This window comes from Anaeromyxobacter sp. Fw109-5, assembly GCF_000017505.1.
Lineage (GTDB): Bacteria > Myxococcota > Myxococcia > Myxococcales > Anaeromyxobacteraceae > Anaeromyxobacter.
In genome coordinates, this window is the sequence record NC_009675.1 from 1567427 (window position 1) to 1582518 (window position 15092).

12 protein-coding genes are annotated in these 15092 nt (G+C 75.1%); 8 read left to right on the forward strand and 4 right to left on the reverse strand.

Features of this window, described 5'->3' with window-relative positions:
• Positions 1-8: 8 nt before the first annotated feature.
• A complete protein-coding gene (locus ANAE109_RS07070; RefSeq protein WP_011985701.1) occupies positions 9-1487 on the reverse strand; it encodes an FAD-dependent oxidoreductase in 1479 nt (492 codons plus the stop codon).
• On the reverse strand, positions 1484-2776 hold the full coding sequence (locus ANAE109_RS07075) for a 2Fe-2S iron-sulfur cluster-binding protein (protein WP_041448175.1): 1293 nt from the start codon (positions 2774-2776) through the stop codon (positions 1484-1486). Before ANAE109_RS07075 ends, ANAE109_RS07070 begins: the two co-directional genes overlap by 4 nt.
• A 125-nt stretch (positions 2777-2901) precedes the next feature.
• Here ANAE109_RS07075 and ANAE109_RS07080 point away from each other — a divergent pair, with 125 nt between their 5' ends.
• Together ANAE109_RS07080 and ANAE109_RS25235 are read left to right on the forward strand one after the other, a co-directional pair.
• On the forward strand, positions 2902-3828 hold the full coding sequence (locus ANAE109_RS07080; RefSeq protein ID WP_011985703.1) for an alkaline phosphatase family protein: 927 nt from the start codon (positions 2902-2904) through the stop codon (positions 3826-3828).
• 15 nt (positions 3829-3843) lie between these two features.
• Entirely contained in the window at positions 3844-4662 is an 819-nt protein-coding gene (locus ANAE109_RS25235) for a hypothetical protein (protein WP_011985704.1), read from the forward strand.
• 16 nt (positions 4663-4678) lie between these two features.
• Here the strand turns inward: ANAE109_RS25235 and ANAE109_RS07090 are convergent, their stop codons facing one another.
• A complete protein-coding gene (locus ANAE109_RS07090; RefSeq protein ID WP_011985705.1) occupies positions 4679-5155 on the reverse strand; it encodes a hypothetical protein in 477 nt (158 codons plus the stop codon).
• Positions 5152-6894, reverse strand: a complete 1743-nt coding sequence (locus ANAE109_RS07095; RefSeq protein ID WP_011985706.1) for a TldD/PmbA family protein — start codon at positions 6892-6894, stop codon at positions 5152-5154. The genes ANAE109_RS07090 and ANAE109_RS07095 overlap by 4 nt, the downstream gene beginning before the upstream one ends.
• A gap of 419 nt (positions 6895-7313) precedes the next feature.
• On the opposite strand from ANAE109_RS07095, the gene ANAE109_RS07100 reads away from it, so the two are divergent.
• The 6 genes from ANAE109_RS07100 (at position 7314) to purH (ending at position 15037) form a co-directional block, all read left to right on the forward strand.
• Positions 7314-7817, forward strand: coding sequence for a hypothetical protein (locus ANAE109_RS07100; RefSeq protein WP_011985707.1), 504 nt, complete (start codon positions 7314-7316; stop codon positions 7815-7817).
• Positions 7818-8245: 428 nt separating this feature from the next.
• Positions 8246-10060, forward strand: a complete 1815-nt coding sequence (locus tag ANAE109_RS07105) for a DUF4091 domain-containing protein (RefSeq protein ID WP_011985708.1) — start codon at positions 8246-8248, stop codon at positions 10058-10060.
• A 105-nt stretch (positions 10061-10165) separates the two neighbouring features.
• Entirely contained in the window at positions 10166-11827 is a 1662-nt protein-coding gene (locus ANAE109_RS07110; RefSeq protein WP_011985709.1) for a serine/threonine-protein kinase, read from the forward strand.
• Positions 11828-12164: 337 nt separating this feature from the next.
• A complete protein-coding gene (locus tag ANAE109_RS07115) occupies positions 12165-12674 on the forward strand; it encodes a MerR family transcriptional regulator (RefSeq protein ID WP_234945262.1) in 510 nt (169 codons plus the stop codon).
• Between the two features lie 81 nt (positions 12675-12755).
• Positions 12756-13340 carry a sigma factor-like helix-turn-helix DNA-binding protein gene (locus ANAE109_RS07120; protein ID WP_011985711.1) on the forward strand — a complete coding sequence of 195 codons (585 nt, stop codon included), beginning with the start codon at positions 12756-12758 and terminating at the stop codon, positions 13338-13340.
• A 122-nt stretch (positions 13341-13462) separates the two neighbouring features.
• Positions 13463-15037 (forward strand): bifunctional phosphoribosylaminoimidazolecarboxamide formyltransferase/IMP cyclohydrolase, encoded by a 1575-nt coding sequence (gene purH / locus ANAE109_RS07125; RefSeq protein ID WP_011985712.1) that lies wholly within the window; start codon positions 13463-13465, stop codon positions 15035-15037.
• Positions 15038-15092: the final 55 nt, after the last annotated feature.

The window sequence follows — 15092 nt, forward strand, 5'->3', positions numbered from 1 at the left end:
GCTTATCTCTAGCCGATGATGAAGTCTTCCCTCGCCACGGGGCCACGCGTGAACCGATCGAGCGTGAACTGCTCGAAGAGCTCGTGCTTGCCACGTCCGGTGAGCCAGTCGGCGTACAGCTCGGCGACGGCGGGGGCCATCATGAAGCCGTGCCCGACGAAGCCCGAGAGCTGGTGGAAGTTCTCGAAGCCGGCGGGGCCGAGCACGGGGTTGTTGTCCGGCGTGACGTCGTAACACCCCGCCCACTGCCGCAACACGCGGGTCCCGGCCAGCAGCGGGATGCAGTCGATCGCCGCGCGCGCGAAGCGCGCCAGGAAGCGCAGGGTCGACCCCTGCACCACGCCCTCGGGCTCGAGCGGATCGCCCATGCCGCCCACGAGCTCCCCGCGCTGCGACTGAGAGAAGTAGAGCCCGTTGCCGAGGACCGACACGAGCGGGTCGAGCCAGGGCTTCATCGGCTCGGTGACCAGGATCTCGTGGCGGGTGGGCCGGTTCGGGAGCGCGACGCCCGCCAGCGCCGCCACCTCCTTGGACCACGCCCCCGCCGCCACGACGACGAGGTCGCAGGCCACGCGGCCGCGGTCGGTCACCACCGCGGTGACGCGCTTCTCCGCCCGCTCGAACCCGGTCACCGTCGTGAACGTGGCGACCCGGGCGCCGGCGGCCTCCGCCCTGCCCGCGTAGCCCCACAGGAACGGCCAGGGGAAGACCACGCCGTCATCCGGGTTGTAGGAGGCGGCCAGGAAGCGCGCCGGATCGAGCTGCGGGACCACCTCGAGCGCCTCGGCCCGGCCGAGCACGCGGGTGCGCAGCCCCTCGCGCCGGTGGAAGTCGGCGTTCCGCTCGATGCGCTCCACCTGCTCGGGCGTGGGGGCGAGGAAGAGGTACCCGCCGCGGCGGAACCAGACGTTCACGCCCATCTCGACGGCGAACCGATCGCACAGCTCGAGCGAGCGGCGGGCGAGGCGGATCATCGTGGGCGTGGTCCACTGCGCGCGGACCCCGCCGCCGTTCCTGCCGGAGGCGCCGGCGTTCAGGTAGGCGCGCTCGAGCACGAGCACGTCCCGCGTGCCGCGCCGGGTGAGCTCGTAGGCGAGGGCGAGGCCCATGATGCCGCCGCCGACGATGACGACGTCGGCGCGGGCGGGGAGCGGAGCGAGCTCCGCCGCCGGCGTGCGCGCCTCGGCGGGGGCGACGGGCACGCCGTCGTCGAGCGGCAGCTCGTCCGGCGCGATCGCCGCGAGCGCGCCGAGCGGCACCGGCCGGTAGGGGGGCCGGACCGTGAAGGGCAGCACCTCCGCGGGCGTCGCCCCCAGGCGCAGCAGCTCGCGGGCGACGAGGGAGACGCAGCTCTTCCCCTGACAGGGGCCGGTGCCGAAGCCGGTGTAGCGCTTCACGGACTCGAGGTCGCGATTGCCCGCGAGGAAGGCGCGCCGGACCTCCTCGACGAGCACGTCCTCGCAGGCGCAGACGATGGACTTGGTCACCGCGCTGCCTCCCCCGCGCGCCGCCCGGACTCCGCCGCGCGCGCCCCGTCCATCTCCCCCGTCACCTCGCCCGCCGCGAAGAGCCCGTCCACGCCGGTCCGGCCGTCCGCCGCGACCTTCAGCCGGAACACGCCCGCGGCGACGTCGAGGGCGACCTCCGCCCCGAGCTCGCGGGCGAGCTCCGCGGCGGGTGCCGGAGCCGTCGCCACCGCCACGACGTCGCAGAGGATCCGCTCCCCGCCGAGCTCGATCGCCCGGACCCGCGCGCGCCCGAGCGCCCGCGCGCCGTCCGCCCGCGGGAGCCGGCGCACCTCGACCCCGGCCGCCGCCAGCCGCGCGGCCAGCGCCTCCGGCTCGGCGCCCTCTCCGACGACGACCGCGCGCCGTCCCGGGAGCACGCCGTGCTCGGCGAGCGCCACCGCGAGGCCTCGGCCGCCGTAGACCCCCGGTCGATCGCCGTTCTCGATCGCTGGCGGCTGCGGGTGCCCGCCGGTCGCCACGACGACGCGGCGCGGCCGGACGAGGCGGAGTCGCCGGGGCGGCCCGTCCGCGTCGAGCGCGGCGAGGGGGCTGCCGCCGTCGCGCCAGAGGCCGAGCACCGTCGTGCCGAGCGCGACCTCCCCGCCCGCCGCCGCCACGCGGGTCGCGACGCGCTCGGCCCAGGCGAGGTCCGGCTCGCCGGGGAGCTCGTAGCGGCAGCGCAGGCGGCCGCCGACGGCGGGCTCCGCGTCGGCCACGAGGACCTGCCGGCCGGCGCCGGCGAGCGCCTCCGCAGCGGCGAGGCCGGCGGGGCCGGCGCCGACGACCAGCACCTCGACGCGCTCCTCCGCGGCGGGCGGGGCGCGCTCGGCGTCGAGCGCCTCCGGGTCGGGGAGCCTCCCCAGGCCGGCGAGCCGGCGCGAGAACGCGACGGCAGCGCGGTTCGCGAGGCCGCTCCACGTCATGAGGTGGTGATGGTCGAGGCCGTGCGGGTAGGCGAGGTCGATGACCCCGAGCACGTCGTGGGCGGCGTTCGGGACGGCGTTCTGCGTCTCGATGGCGAGGCCGTCGCGGCAGGGCGTCCGGCACGCGCGCTGGTTCGGGAGCCCGCCGGCGCGCACGAGGCAGGAGCCGCACGAGCCGGCGAGGCAGAACGCACCGCGCGGGCGGTGGTACTTCGCGCTGCGCGAGACGAGCGGGCGCCCCGCGGCGAGGAGCGCGGCGGCGATCGGCTCTCCTCGCCTCGCGGGGATGGGCTGGCCGTCCAGGAAGATGGTGCAGTCGGGCTCGAAGGTCGATAGGCGGGGCATGGTGCTCGGGCGAGGAAGGGCGCGCGGAGGATAGCGCCAGGCCGGGCCGGCGTCTCGCACATGCACGGGTGGGGCGCTCCCGGGGCGCCGGCGCTCCGCCGCCGCGTTATGACGGGGGAGTGGCGGTGATCTTCGTGTTCGTCGACGGCGTCGGCGCCGGGCTCCCGGATCCGGACCGCAACCCGCTCGCCCGGTCCGAGCTGCTCCTCTCGCGCTTCGCCGACGGGAGCGGATCGCCGCTGCCCGCGGGGGGGCGGGCGGTCCTCGCCGACGCGTGCCTCGGCGTCCCGGGCCGCCCGCAATCGGCCACCGGCCAGACGACGATCTTCACGGGCGAGAACGCGCCCGCGCAGGTGGGCCGCCACGTGCTCGGGTTCCCGAACGCGCCGCTGCGCGAGCTCCTCCGGGCCCGCTCGCTGTTCCGCGCCCTCGCCGCGGCCGGGCGCACGGCGGTGTTCGCGAACGCGTACCCGCTCGCCTACCTGCGCGCCCTCGGGCTCGAGGCGGACGGCGAGCCCGAGCCGCTGCGCGTCGGCCGCCGCGCGCGCGCCGGGGCCACCACCCTCGCGTACGCGGCGGGCGGGTTCCGCTTCCGGACCTGGGCCGACGCGCGCGCGGGGCGGGCCCTCACGCACGATCTCACCGGGCGGCAGGCGCGGGCGCACGGCGCGGGGCTGCCGGAGCGCGGCCCCGAGGAGGCGGCGGAGATCCTGCGGGGGCTCGCGGCCGGAGCGGACCTCGCGCTCGTCGAGTTCTTCGAGACCGACGAGGCGGGCCACGCGCGCTCGATGGAGGCCGCCCTCGACGCGCTGCACCGCATCGACGCCTTCCTCCGCGCGCTGGTCGGCGGGCTCGGGCCGGACGACGCGCTCGTCGTCGCGAGCGACCACGGCAACGTCGAGGACCTGTCGATCCGCAACCACACCCGCGCACCCGTCCCGGTGCTCGGCTTCGGGCGGGCGGCCGGGGCGCTCGACGGCGTGCGGGACCTCACCGATCTCGCGCCGCTCCTCCTCCGCCTCGCCGGTGCGCTTGCGCCGGCGTCGCGCTGAACGGTACACGAGGGCGTGCCCCGCGCCGCGCTCGCCGTCGCGTTCGCGCTCCTCGCCGCCTGCGCGCCGCGCTCGCTCCCCGGGCCCATCTCGGGCGGGTCGCGCGTCCTCGACGTCGCTGCGGGGGGCGCTCGGTTCCGCATCGTCCACGACGCCGCGGACGCGAGGGCGGCGCGCCTCGTGGCGGACGCGCTCGCCGAGGCGGCGCCGCGCGCGCAGCGCTTCGGCGCGCTCGCCGTCCCCGTCACGATCGCGCTCCACCCGAGCCACGCCGCGCTGGAGCGCGCGGCCTCGCGCCCCGGCTACCCCTGGCTGCGTGCCTGGGCGCGCTACGCCACCGTGGACCTGCAGTCCCCGCGCACGTGGGGGCTCCTCGGCGCGCGCCGGGCCCGGGTCGCGGAGCTCCTCGCCCACGAGCTCGCGCACTGCGCCATGTGGCAGCGAGCGGGCGACGCGCAGACCTGGATGTACAAGGGCATCCCGCGCTGGTTCACGGAGGGGCTCGCGAGCCTCGCGGCGGGCCAGGCCGAGCGGCACGGCGATCTCGCGGCGCTCGCGGGCTACTACGCCGGCGTGGCCGGCGGCGGCGCGGACCCGCTCTCGGAGTCCGAGGCGCTGTACCTCGGCCGCGCGGAGGTGGTGTACGGCGCCGCGCACCACGCGGTGGCGTTCCTCGTCGCGCGCTACGGCGAGGCGCGCGTGCGCGCCGTGCTGGACGGGATGGCCGCGGGGCGCGGCTTCCCGTCCGCCTTCAGGGAAGGCGTCGGCATCGAGCCGGCCGCCTTCGCGGCGGAGTTCCGCCGCTACGTCGTCTGGCGCGGGTGGGAGCGGTGACCGCGCGTCGGCTCGTTCAGGCCCGCCGGACGACGCTCGCCACGAGCCAGAGCCGGTCGCCGTAGGCGCGCTCCGCGCACATCCACAGCCGCACCGGCTCGCCCTCCACCTCGAGCGTCGCGCCCGACTCGGGGCCCCACACCCACTCGCGCGCGTCGCCGCCGCCGCCCGTCCGCGGCGCGCCACCCTCCGCGCCGAGCAGCGCGAGCGACACGCGCACCGGGTCGGCCGGCTCGGCGCCGACCACCTCCACGAGCGTCACCAGCCCGGCGCGATCCGTCTCGACGTGCGCGACCGCCTCGAGGTCGCCGTCCTTCAGGAAGCACACGTCGGGCTCGGAGAGATCGACGTTGAGGAGCCGCCGCCGCTCGGCGTCGAGGCCACCCTGCGCGGCGTACGTCGCCCAGCCGGCGCGCAGGAACGCGTCCAGCGCGGCGCGGCGCGGCTTCAGGAGCACGGAGTCGAGCGTGGGGACGGGGAGGGGGAGGCTCACGGCGCCACCCCCGGCGCCCGCGGTGGCGCGGCCGGCCGCTCCGCCTCGGACCACGGCGCGGGCAGGATGGGGCTCCGCTCGCTGGCGCGCGCGACGCGCTGCAGCTCGATCTCGCCGACGAGGACCGCGGGCGCGACCGTCGCCACCGGCACGTAGCCGCTCTCCGCGCCGCAGTAGCCGTTGAAGGTCTTCACGTCGCGTGACGTCGCCATCACCTTGTTCACGCTGGCGAGCGGCGTGCCCACGAGCTCCACGCCGCGCACGAGCTCCTCCGCGCCGGTCCTGGCGTCCACGCGGTACACGAGCCGGGGCGTCCCCTTGAACGCCTGGTAGCCGTACGACATCGTGTTCGTGTTACCGCCGGTGATGTCGCGGATGACCAGCCCGTAGGGCTTCCCCTGGCGGCGGGCCTCCTTCATGAGCAGGCGCTTCAGCTCGTCAGGAGACACCGCGCGCCGCGACTCCACGACCAGGTTCGCCATCCGGGCCATCGGGCTGCGCGCGCCCTGGCTGCGCCCGTGGCCGTTCGATCGCTCGAACGGCCGCACCGGCTTGCGCGAGAGCAGGTACGTCGCGAGGCGGCCGTCCTCCACGAGCACCGTGCGCTGCGCGGCCACGCCCTGCTCGTCGAAGGCGTAGCTCCCGTTCAGCGCCGTCCCGCCCGCGGAGTCGAGGGTAGGGTCGTCGACGATCGACAGGAAGGCGGGGAGGATCCGCTGCCCGACCTGTCCCTTGTACGTCTGACCCTCCTTGTCGTCGTCGACGCGCTCTCCCTCGAGCCGGTGGCCCACCGCCTCGTGGAACAGGACCCCCGCCGCCTCGGGCTCGAGGATCGCGGGACCGGTGTAGGGATCGATCGCCGGGGCCTTGCGGAGCGCCTCGAGCTCGCCGATGACCGCCTGCGCCGCGCGGCCGAGCTCCTCGGGCGACGGGAGCGCTGCCTCGGCGCGGGCGTAGAAGTCGCGTCCGTCCTCGAGGAGCTGCCCGTCCGGCGCGCGCGTCACCGCCTGCAGGTGGACGCCGTAGATCGTCTGCTCGGTGACGAGGGCCGATCCCTCGCTGGAGGCGAACCAGCGGATCTGCTTCTCGGCGACGATCCGCAGCGAGGCGTCGAAGATGGCGGGGTGCGCCCGGAAGCGGGCGGTGGCCTCGCGGGCGATCGCCTTCCACCGCTCGCGGTCGAGCGGGAACGGGCGGGGCGACTCGACGGCGCGGGAGGGCGCCTCGCGGGTGAAGCTCGGCGCTCGACGAGGGTCGTCCTGGCGGTAGACGTCCCGGGAGCGCTTCTTGAAGTACGAGGAGAGCGCCTCCTTCAGCCGCTCGTCGGTCGCGAGCCAGAGGGCGCTGCGCAGCGCCTCGGTGTCGTCCTCGAGCGGCGCCTCCTTGGGGGCGTACCAGCTCGGCCCCTCGCCTGCCATCAGGAACGGTCCCTCGTCGGGCGCGGAGGAGTCGAACTCGTACGATCCCACGCGCAGATCGACGAACAGCGTCCTGTCTCGGCGGGAGTCGTCGTCGAAGACCGCGCCGTGGCGCGCCCCGATCTCGTGCCGCGTCACGTCCTTCAGCTGGTACGCCACGAAGTACGGGGCCTCGTAGCCTTCGATGCGGAGTCGCTGCATCGAGCGGGAGAGCTCGGCCTGCATCGCCCCGAGGATCGCGAGCCTGCGGTCCACGCTCGCCTCCTGAGCCGGAGGCGGGGGCGGGGTGGCGATCGCGAGGGCGAGGAGCGCGGCGAGCATGAGCGTCACTTAGCACGCCAGGGGGGCCGTGCGCCGGGGGTGCTCGCTCGCGCTGGCTGCGAGCGGTCGGGCGAGCCCGCTCCCGTGACCCGGCGTGCACGCCGTCCGTCCACCGGCGGCACGCCTGCCTGGGCGGTGGACGAGCGGTTGACTCGGGGCCCCGCGAACGTGGCGAGCCGCTGGGCGCCGGAGTTCCGCGGATGCGCTCGCACTTCACCGTTTGGGAAATCCGTTTCCCCTTGCGGCGGGCACGCCCGCGATCGGTCGGGCGCCGAGGGGGAGGTTCGCGCTGGCAGGTCCGTTGCTATCTCGATGCGAGGGGTCCGGCCGGTTCCGGGCCGAGGATCTCGAAGGCGACGGGAGGGCGGGGCGTGACAGCGGTGGCGGTGGGACTCCTCATCGAGGAGCATCGAAGCGAGATGGCGTCGGCGTGGCGCGGCTCGGCCGAGCGCGAGCTCGGCGGGGAGCCTGCGATCGGGTTCGCGGTGGGCCCGCTGCTGAGGGAGATGGCGCTCGCGCTCCGCGGGGACGGATCCCGCGTGCGGTCCGGTGAGGACGCCCTGCACCGGTGCGCGGTGCTGGTCCGCTCGGGCGCGCAGGGGGCGCGCGTCGCGCGCGAGTTCAAGCTCCTGCACCGCGCCGTCTGGGACACCCTGCGGGCGGCCGGGCGTATCGTCGCGGCGGACGAGCGGCGCGCGGTGGACGAGTGGCTCGACGAGGCGCTCGCGGCGTCGCTCGATCGGCTCGACCGCGTGCGTGCCCGGGTGGATCTCCTCGAGCGCACGCCAGCGGTGGTCCCCGCCCGGCCCACCCCCGCCGCGGCATCGCGGCCTCCGCCGCTGCCCGCGGGAGGGCGCCCGCGGCCAGCGGCGCGTCCGCCGCCCCTCCCCGTGGCGCCGGCGGCGCCTCACGGCGGAGAGTGACGCCGCGTTCGACCCTGAAATGACCGGGCGGTAGGTCCGCCCGCGTACCGCGCGCCGCGGGGCCCGACGGCCTCGCGGCGCGCTGCTTTCTTCGGGACGGCCCGTCGCGGCGCGTCCCTCCCTAGAAGCGACCCCAAATTCGCCACGGCCTGGGCACCGCCTGGAAGGCGCCCGTGCGAGCAGGGCCCGCCCTGCGCGCGCGCCCAGGCTGCAGGCACCCACGGATCGCCTTAGAGCCGCGCTCAGATCGCGAGCAGGCGAGCTCGCTGTGGGCTTCCGCTCACCCTGGCGCCAGGCGTCGGATGGCGTGGGTGGGCGTCCGAGCCACGCCCCCTCCGCGGCACCTTCCCTCACCAGGGGGCGAGAAATTCGCTCGCTTGGGCCTCCGTTCCCGGATTCGAAACCCGAACGGGAAGGAGCCCCGAACGATGAGTCCCCGCCGAGCCCTCCTCGCCGCCGCCCTCTCGACCGCCCCGCTGTTCGCCGCTGCCGCGGACGTCTGGGTGGCCGGCGCGACGGAGAAGATCCGGCCCGACGCTCAGCCGCGCCAGACGACCGAGGCGCGCATCGCGGCGGCCCGCAACGAGTTCGAGGCTTTCCAGGTGGTGGTGACCGGCCCGGCGCGCGGCGTGTCCGCTCGGGCGACGAGCCTCGAGGGCGCGGGCGTCGTGGACGACGTGAAGCTCTACCGCGTCGACGCCATCGACGTGCACACGGCCTCCGCGCTCGACGGGGCGACGGGCCGGTGGCCCGACGCGCTCGTGCCCGACGTGGACGACGTCGTGGGCGAGAAGCGCAACGCGTTCCCGTTCGACGTCCCGGCCGGCGAGAGCCGCGCGATCTGGGTCGAGGTGCGCGTGCCACCGGACGCGAAGCCGGGCACCCACTTCGGCGAGGTGACGATCGCCTCCGAGGAGGGCGAGGCGAAGATCCCGGTCATGCTCACGGTGTGGGACTTCGAGCTGCCCTCGACGGCCTCCCTCAAGACGCACTTCGGCCTGTCCTGGGGGCTCATCCCGAGCGGCCACGGCGTGTCGCCGGAGACCGACGCCTCCATCCGCGCGCGCTACGCGGCGCTCGGTCTCGACCACCGCGTCTCCCTCTCGGGCGTCGCCGACGACGGCTATCACGGCGACTTCGACCACTTCGAGCGCAACTACGCCCCCCTCGTGGACGGCACGGCGAAGACCCGCCTCCCGGGCGCGAAGCTCACGACCGTGAAGTACGTCGGCAACCAGACGTCGGTCGACGAGCACCGCCGCTGGGCGGAGCACTTCCGCGCGAAGGGCTGGTTCGATCGTCTCTTCGACTACACCTGCGACGAGCCGCCCCTCACCTGCAGCTGGGACGAGCTCCCCCAGCGCACGAAGGCCGTGCACGAGGCGGATCCGGAGTTCAGGACGCTCGTCACGACGCAGATCTGGGACGCCGAGGAGCACGGGGTCGCGGACGAGATCGACATCATGGTCCCGGTGGTGAACTGGATGGACGACAGGCCCGGCGCCGGGAGCCTGGGCCAGAACCGGGCGAAGTACGACGGCTTCCTCGCCAAGTCCGAGAAGAAGGAGCTCTGGCTCTACCAGAGCTGCATGAGCCACGGCTGCGGCGGGACCGTGAACATCGGCAACCCCTCGGAGTGGGACCGCTACAACACCGGCTGGCCGAGCTACATGATCGACTCCTCCGCCGTGCGGAACCGGGCGATGGAGTGGATCTCGTTCCTCGAGGACGCGACGGGCGAGCTGTACTGGGAGACCGCGTTCGCGTTCACCCACGACGCGTGGTCGAACCAGTGGGACTTCTCGGGCAACGGCGACGGCACGCTCTTCTACCCCGGCACGCCGGCGCGCATCGGCGGGTCCACCGACATCCCGGTCGCCTCGATCCGGCTCAAGATGATCCGCGAGGGCATGGAGGACTACGAGTACCTGAAGCTCCTCGCCGACGCGGGCCAGCGGGACGCGGCCGCGAAGATCGCGCGCGAGCTCTTCCCCTCCGCGTGGCAGACCGAGGTCGAGCCGGAGCGGGTGATGGCCGCCCGCGAGGCGCTGGCGATGCAGATCCTGGCGCTCGGCGGGAAGCCGCTCGCGACGGCGACGGGCATGCCGGAGGTGCCGGGCATGCCGGACTTCCCGCGCGTCCAGGGCGGCGGCTGCGGCTCCGCGGGCGGGTTCGGCGGGGGCGCGCTCCTCGCGCTCCCCGCGCTCGTGGGGCTGGCGCTCCGCCGCCGCCGGGGCCGCTGAGCGGCCTCCGCCATCCCACCGTCACGCACCCCTCGGGCGCGGCCGGCTCTCCGGTCGCGCCCTTTCCTTTTCGTGACACGACACGCACCGTAGAATCCGCGGCGCGTGCGCCCGTTCGGCAAGTACCGGCTCCTCGAGCCGCTCGCCTCGGGCGGGATGGCCGACGTGTGGCGCGCGGAGGTGTCGCTCGCGGCCGGGGTCGTGAAGGAGGTCGCGCTGAAGCTCGTGCGCGGCGAGCACGAGGCGGACGGCGACTTCGTCCGGATGTTCATCGAGGAGGCGCGGCTCGCCTCGCGCCTCGGGCACGCCAACGTCGTCCAGGTCTTCGAGTTCGATCAGGTCGACGGTCGGTACTACATCGCCATGGAGCTCGTCCGCGGGCACCACCTCGGCCGCGTCGTCGAGCGCGCGCGCGAGCGCGGCGAGCGGCTCGGCCTCGCGCGCGCCGTGCACCTCGGCGCCGAGGTCGCGAAGGCGCTCGCCTACGCGCACCGCCTGTCCGAGGGCGGGCGCCCGCTCGGCCTCGTCCACCGCGACGTCTCCCCCCACAACGTGCTCGTGTCGTTCGAGGGCGAGGTGAAGCTCGCCGACTTCGGGATCGCGCGCGCGATGGGGCAGGCGGGGCTCACCGCGCCCGGCACGCTCAAGGGGAAGCTCGCGTACATGGCGCCGGAGCAGGCGCGCGGCGAGGCCGTGGACGCCCGCGCGGACGTGTTCGCGCTGGGGGTGGTCCTCTGGGAGCTGTGCGCCGGCCGCCGCCTGTTCGCGCGCGAGTCGGAGGCGGCGACCCTCGGGGCCGTGCTCGAGGACGCCGCGGTGTCGCCGCCGTCGGCCTGGAACGAGGAGGTGCCGCCCGAGCTGGACGCGGCGGTGCTCGGCGCGCTCGAGCGCGATCCCGCGCGGAGGACCCGGTCCGCGGAAGACCTGGCGCGCGCGCTCGCGGACGTGCTCCTCCGCATCACGCGCTCGGCCGCGGACGTCGATCTGCGGACCTTCATGCATCGCCTCTGGCCCGAGGGTCCCGCGGCGGCGCGGCCGCCCGAACGCACGCGGGTGCGTCCGGTGCCCGTCGCCGCCGAGCCGGTCGCGGGGGCGACGCGGGTGTCCGCTCCGGCCGCCGCGGTGCTCGCCGCGGAGGCGAGCGCGCGGGGGGACGACGAGGAAGCCGCGACGCGCACCGTCCCGCCGGCGGCCGGCGAGGCGCGCCGGTCGCGGCGCTCGCGCCCCGTGGCGATCGCGATCGCGGTCGTGGCCGCCGCCGCGCTGCTGGCCGGAGCGCTCCTGCTCCGCGGCGGGAGCGCAGCGTCCCGCGCCGCGTCCACGGACACCGCGGGGCACGCTCCCGCGGCGCCCGAGCGGACGCCCCCGCCGGCCGGCGCCGGCGGTCCGTCGCCTGCGCCCACGCCGGCGCCGCAGGCCGCGCCGGTGCTCGCGGCGCCCGCCCAGCTCGAGCCCGCCGCGCCGCCAGCGCGTGTCTCCGAGCTCGCGCCGCTGCCCGCCGTGGAGACGCTCCGGATCGCGGCGCGCCTCAACGGCCTGGCCGTGCCGCCGGCGTCGTCGGGACATGGGGTGCTGGGCGTGAACGCGGTGCCCTGGGGCACGGTCTTCGTCAACGGCGTGCGCGTCGGCGAGACGCCGCTCGACGTGCGGCTCCCGGCCGGCCGTTACCGCGTGCGGGTGGAGCACCCGAAGGGCGCCGACACGCGAGTGATCGACGTCGCTCCGGGGCGGCGAACGCAGGTGCTCGCGCGGCCTCGGGCGCGCTGAGCGACGCGCCGCCCGCCGGACTCTCCTGAGGCCGGTCACCCTGTAGCGACGCGGCCTCGCCGCAGCGCGAAGTCGAAGGGCGTGGGCCGCGGCGCGAGTTGTGGGGCCTCGCCCCCGGCTCGACCTCGACCTCGACCTCGACCTCGACCTCGACCTCGACCTCGACCGCGACCGCGACCGCGACCGCGACCGCGACCGCGCTCGTGACCCTCGGTCGCTTTCCAGTCCCACCCCTGCGACCCGATGCCGCTCCCTCCGGGTGCCCAGGTGCCGGTTGACTCGCGGCACTCAGTGGACTACTTTCCAAATCAAGTTTCCAAAAGAAGATTTTCGATCCATGACACGAGTGGAGTACCTCCGAACCGAAGAGATCGCCCGCGTCGAGCGGGAGCGCGCGGGTGGGATCACCAGCGGTGAGGTGGTGCGCCTGTTCGAGTCGAAGGGCGCGCGGCTCTCGGCCTCGACGTTCCGGAAGTACGTGCAGATGGGGCTGCTGCCGCGGAGCCGGCGGGTGGGCCGCAAGGGCAAGCACACCGGCTCGACCGGGCTCTACCCGGTCTCGGTGGTGCGGCGGATCGCGCTCATCAAGCGGATGATGGCGGAGGGCTACACCGTCGAGGACATCCGCGGCAGCTTCGTGACGGTGCGGAACCAGCTCGAGGACGTGGAGAAGGGGCTCACGGATCTCGTGGCGCAGCTCTCGCAGAAGGCGCGGGAGCACCCGCGCCGCAAGCAGTTCGAGGAGGAGCTCTCACGCGCGGAGCGCGAGGCGCGCAGCGCGCTGGAGAGGCTGGAGAAGGTGGGAGGCGCGGTCGCGACGGTCCCGGGGGAGGCCTTCGGGGCGTAGCGATCGCCGGCGCCGGCCCGGCGCCCTGGTGGACGGTGTGCGGCGCTCGGGCGCCGCTGGGTGGGTAAGGGAGGGCAGGGGATGAGCGAAGCGAAGCGGAGCGAGCCGCAGGTCCGGTCCGATCACGAGGCGCGCGACGACGGGGAAGAGCTGCTGCTCGGCCCGGTGGACGACGCGACGGGGGACGCAGACGACGAGCTCGACGCCGACGGCAAGCGCGGCCGGCGCCGATCGAAGACGATGTCTCGCAAGGAGATCGCGCGCGAGCTCCGTCGGCAGCGGGCGTTCGGCATCGTCGACCCGGAGCTCGACGCGACCATCCGCGAGATCGAGGCGAGCCGGCCGCGCTCCCGGGCCGACTGCGCCAACGGGCCGCGGCCGTGCATGTTCATCGCGTGCAAGCACCACCTCTATCTCGACGTGAACCCGGCCACCGGGTCCATCAAGCTGAATTTCCCGGACCGCGAGGTCTGGGAGCTCGACGAGACGTGCGCCCTCGACGTGGCCGATCGCGGCGGGATCACGCTCGAGGAGGTCGGGTCGATCATGAACCTGACCCGCGAGCGCATCCGCCAGGTCGAGACGCGCGGCCTGGCGAAGCTGCGGACCATCGCCGAGGACGAGCCGCGGTCGCCCCCCTGCGGGGCAGACGACCTCCTGGACTGACGCCCATCACGGTGGCGGGACGGCCGCGGCCGCCCGCCGCGACGGCGCGGGACCCGCCGCTCACCCGTTGAAACGGCGCGCGCCGCGGGCTACAAGGGCACCCCCTCCTGGAGGTGCTCGAAATGGTCCGCCGCGCTCTCGTCTCCGTCTCCGACAAGACGGGCCTCGTCCCGTTCGCGAAGCGGCTCGCCGCGCTCGGCGTCGAGATTCTCTCCACCGGCGGCACGCAGCGCGCGCTCGCCGACGCCGGCGTGCCCGTCGTCTCGGTGGGTGACTACACGCAGGCTCCGGAGATCCTGGCCGGGCGCGTGAAGACCCTCCACCCGCGCGTGCACGGCGGCATCCTCTACCGGCGCGGCCTCGCGTCCGACGAGGCCGACGTGAAGGCCCGGGACATCCCCCCCATCGACCTCGTGGTGGTGAACCTCTACCCGTTCCGCGAGGCGGTCGCGGCCGGGAAGCCGTTCTGGGACTGCGTCGAGGAGATCGACATCGGCGGGCCGACCATGGTGCGCAGCGCGGCGAAGAACGCGGCGCACGTGGGCGTGGTGGTCGACCCCGCGGACTACGAGCGCGTCGCGGCCGAGCTCGAGGCCTCGCGCGCGCTGTCGGATCAGACGCGCTTCGAGCTCATGAAGAAGGCCTTCGCCCACACGGCCGCCTACGACGCCGCCATCTCCGAGTTCCTCACGGCGCGCGAGAGCACGGACGCGCAGGCGAAGCGCTTCCCCGCCACGCTCGCCGCCGTCTACTCGAAGGCGGGGGACCTCCGCTACGGCGAGAACCCCCACCAGGCGGGCGCCTTCTACCGCGCCGGCCGCGAGCCGGACGAGCCGACGGTCGCCTTCGCGAAGGTGCTGCAGGGCAAGGAGCTCAGCTACAACAACCTCCTCGACCTCGAGGCGGCCCTCGCCGCCGTCAAGGAGCACGACGAGGTCGCCTGCGTCGTCATCAAGCACAACACCCCCTGCGGCGTGTCGCTCGGGAAGACGCCCGCGGAGGCGTTCGCGCGCGCCCGCGCGTGCGACCCGGTCTCCGCGTTCGGCGGCATCGTCGCGCTCAACCGCCCCGTCGACGCCGCGGCCGCGAAGGAGCTGACCGATCTCTTCCTCGAGTGCGTGATCGCGCCCGGCTACGACGAGGCCGCGCGCGCCGCCCTCGGCGCGAAGAAGAACCTGCGGCTGCTCGAGGCGCCGCGGCTCGCCGAGCCGCGCACGAGCTGGACGCGCCGGCCCGAGGAGCTCCGCGAGCTCCGCTCGATCCCCGGCGGCCTGCTCGTCATGGACCGCGATCTCGGCGCCATCCGCCGCGACGACTGCAAGGTGATGACGAAGCGCGCGCCGACCGACGCCGAGTGGGAGGATCTCCTCTTCGCGTGGAAGGTCGTGAAGCACGTGAAGTCGAACGCGATCGTCTTCGCGAAGGAGAAGCGCACGGTCGGCATCGGGGGCGGGCAGACGAGCCGGGTCGAGTCGGTGAAGACGGCCGTCATGAAGGCCCAGCTCGAGCTCGTCGGGTCGACGGTCGGCTCGGACGCCTTCTTCCCGTTCAAGGACGGCGTCGAGGAGATCATCAAGGCCGGCGCGACCGCCATCATCCAGCCCGGCGGCTCGGTGCGCGACCCCGAGGTGATCGAGGCCGCGGACGCGGCGAACGTGGCGATGGTGGCCACCGGGATGCGCCACTTCCGGCACTGAGCGATCGGGGCGGGGGAGCCCGCCCGGAGGCTCCGCCCGGGGGGCCTGGCGGACG

Bases quoted from the DNA above. Each gene is read 5' to 3' on its own strand.
- ANAE109_RS07075 (WP_041448175.1), bottom strand. From the start codon at position 2,776: ATGCCCCGCCTATCGACCTTCGAGCCCGACTGCACCATCTTCCTGGAC.
- ANAE109_RS07095 (WP_011985706.1), bottom strand. From the start codon at position 6,894: ATGCTCGCCGCGCTCCTCGCCCTCGCGATCGCCACCCCGCCCCCGCCT.
- ANAE109_RS07100 (WP_011985707.1), top strand. From the start codon at position 7,314: ATGGCGTCGGCGTGGCGCGGCTCGGCCGAGCGCGAGCTCGGCGGGGAG.
- ANAE109_RS07105 (WP_011985708.1), top strand. From the start codon at position 8,246: ATGAGTCCCCGCCGAGCCCTCCTCGCCGCCGCCCTCTCGACCGCCCCG.
- ANAE109_RS07115 (WP_234945262.1), top strand. From the start codon at position 12,165: ATGACACGAGTGGAGTACCTCCGAACCGAAGAGATCGCCCGCGTCGAG.
- ANAE109_RS07120 (WP_011985711.1), top strand. From the start codon at position 12,756: ATGAGCGAAGCGAAGCGGAGCGAGCCGCAGGTCCGGTCCGATCACGAG.
- purH (WP_011985712.1), top strand. From the start codon at position 13,463: ATGGTCCGCCGCGCTCTCGTCTCCGTCTCCGACAAGACGGGCCTCGTC.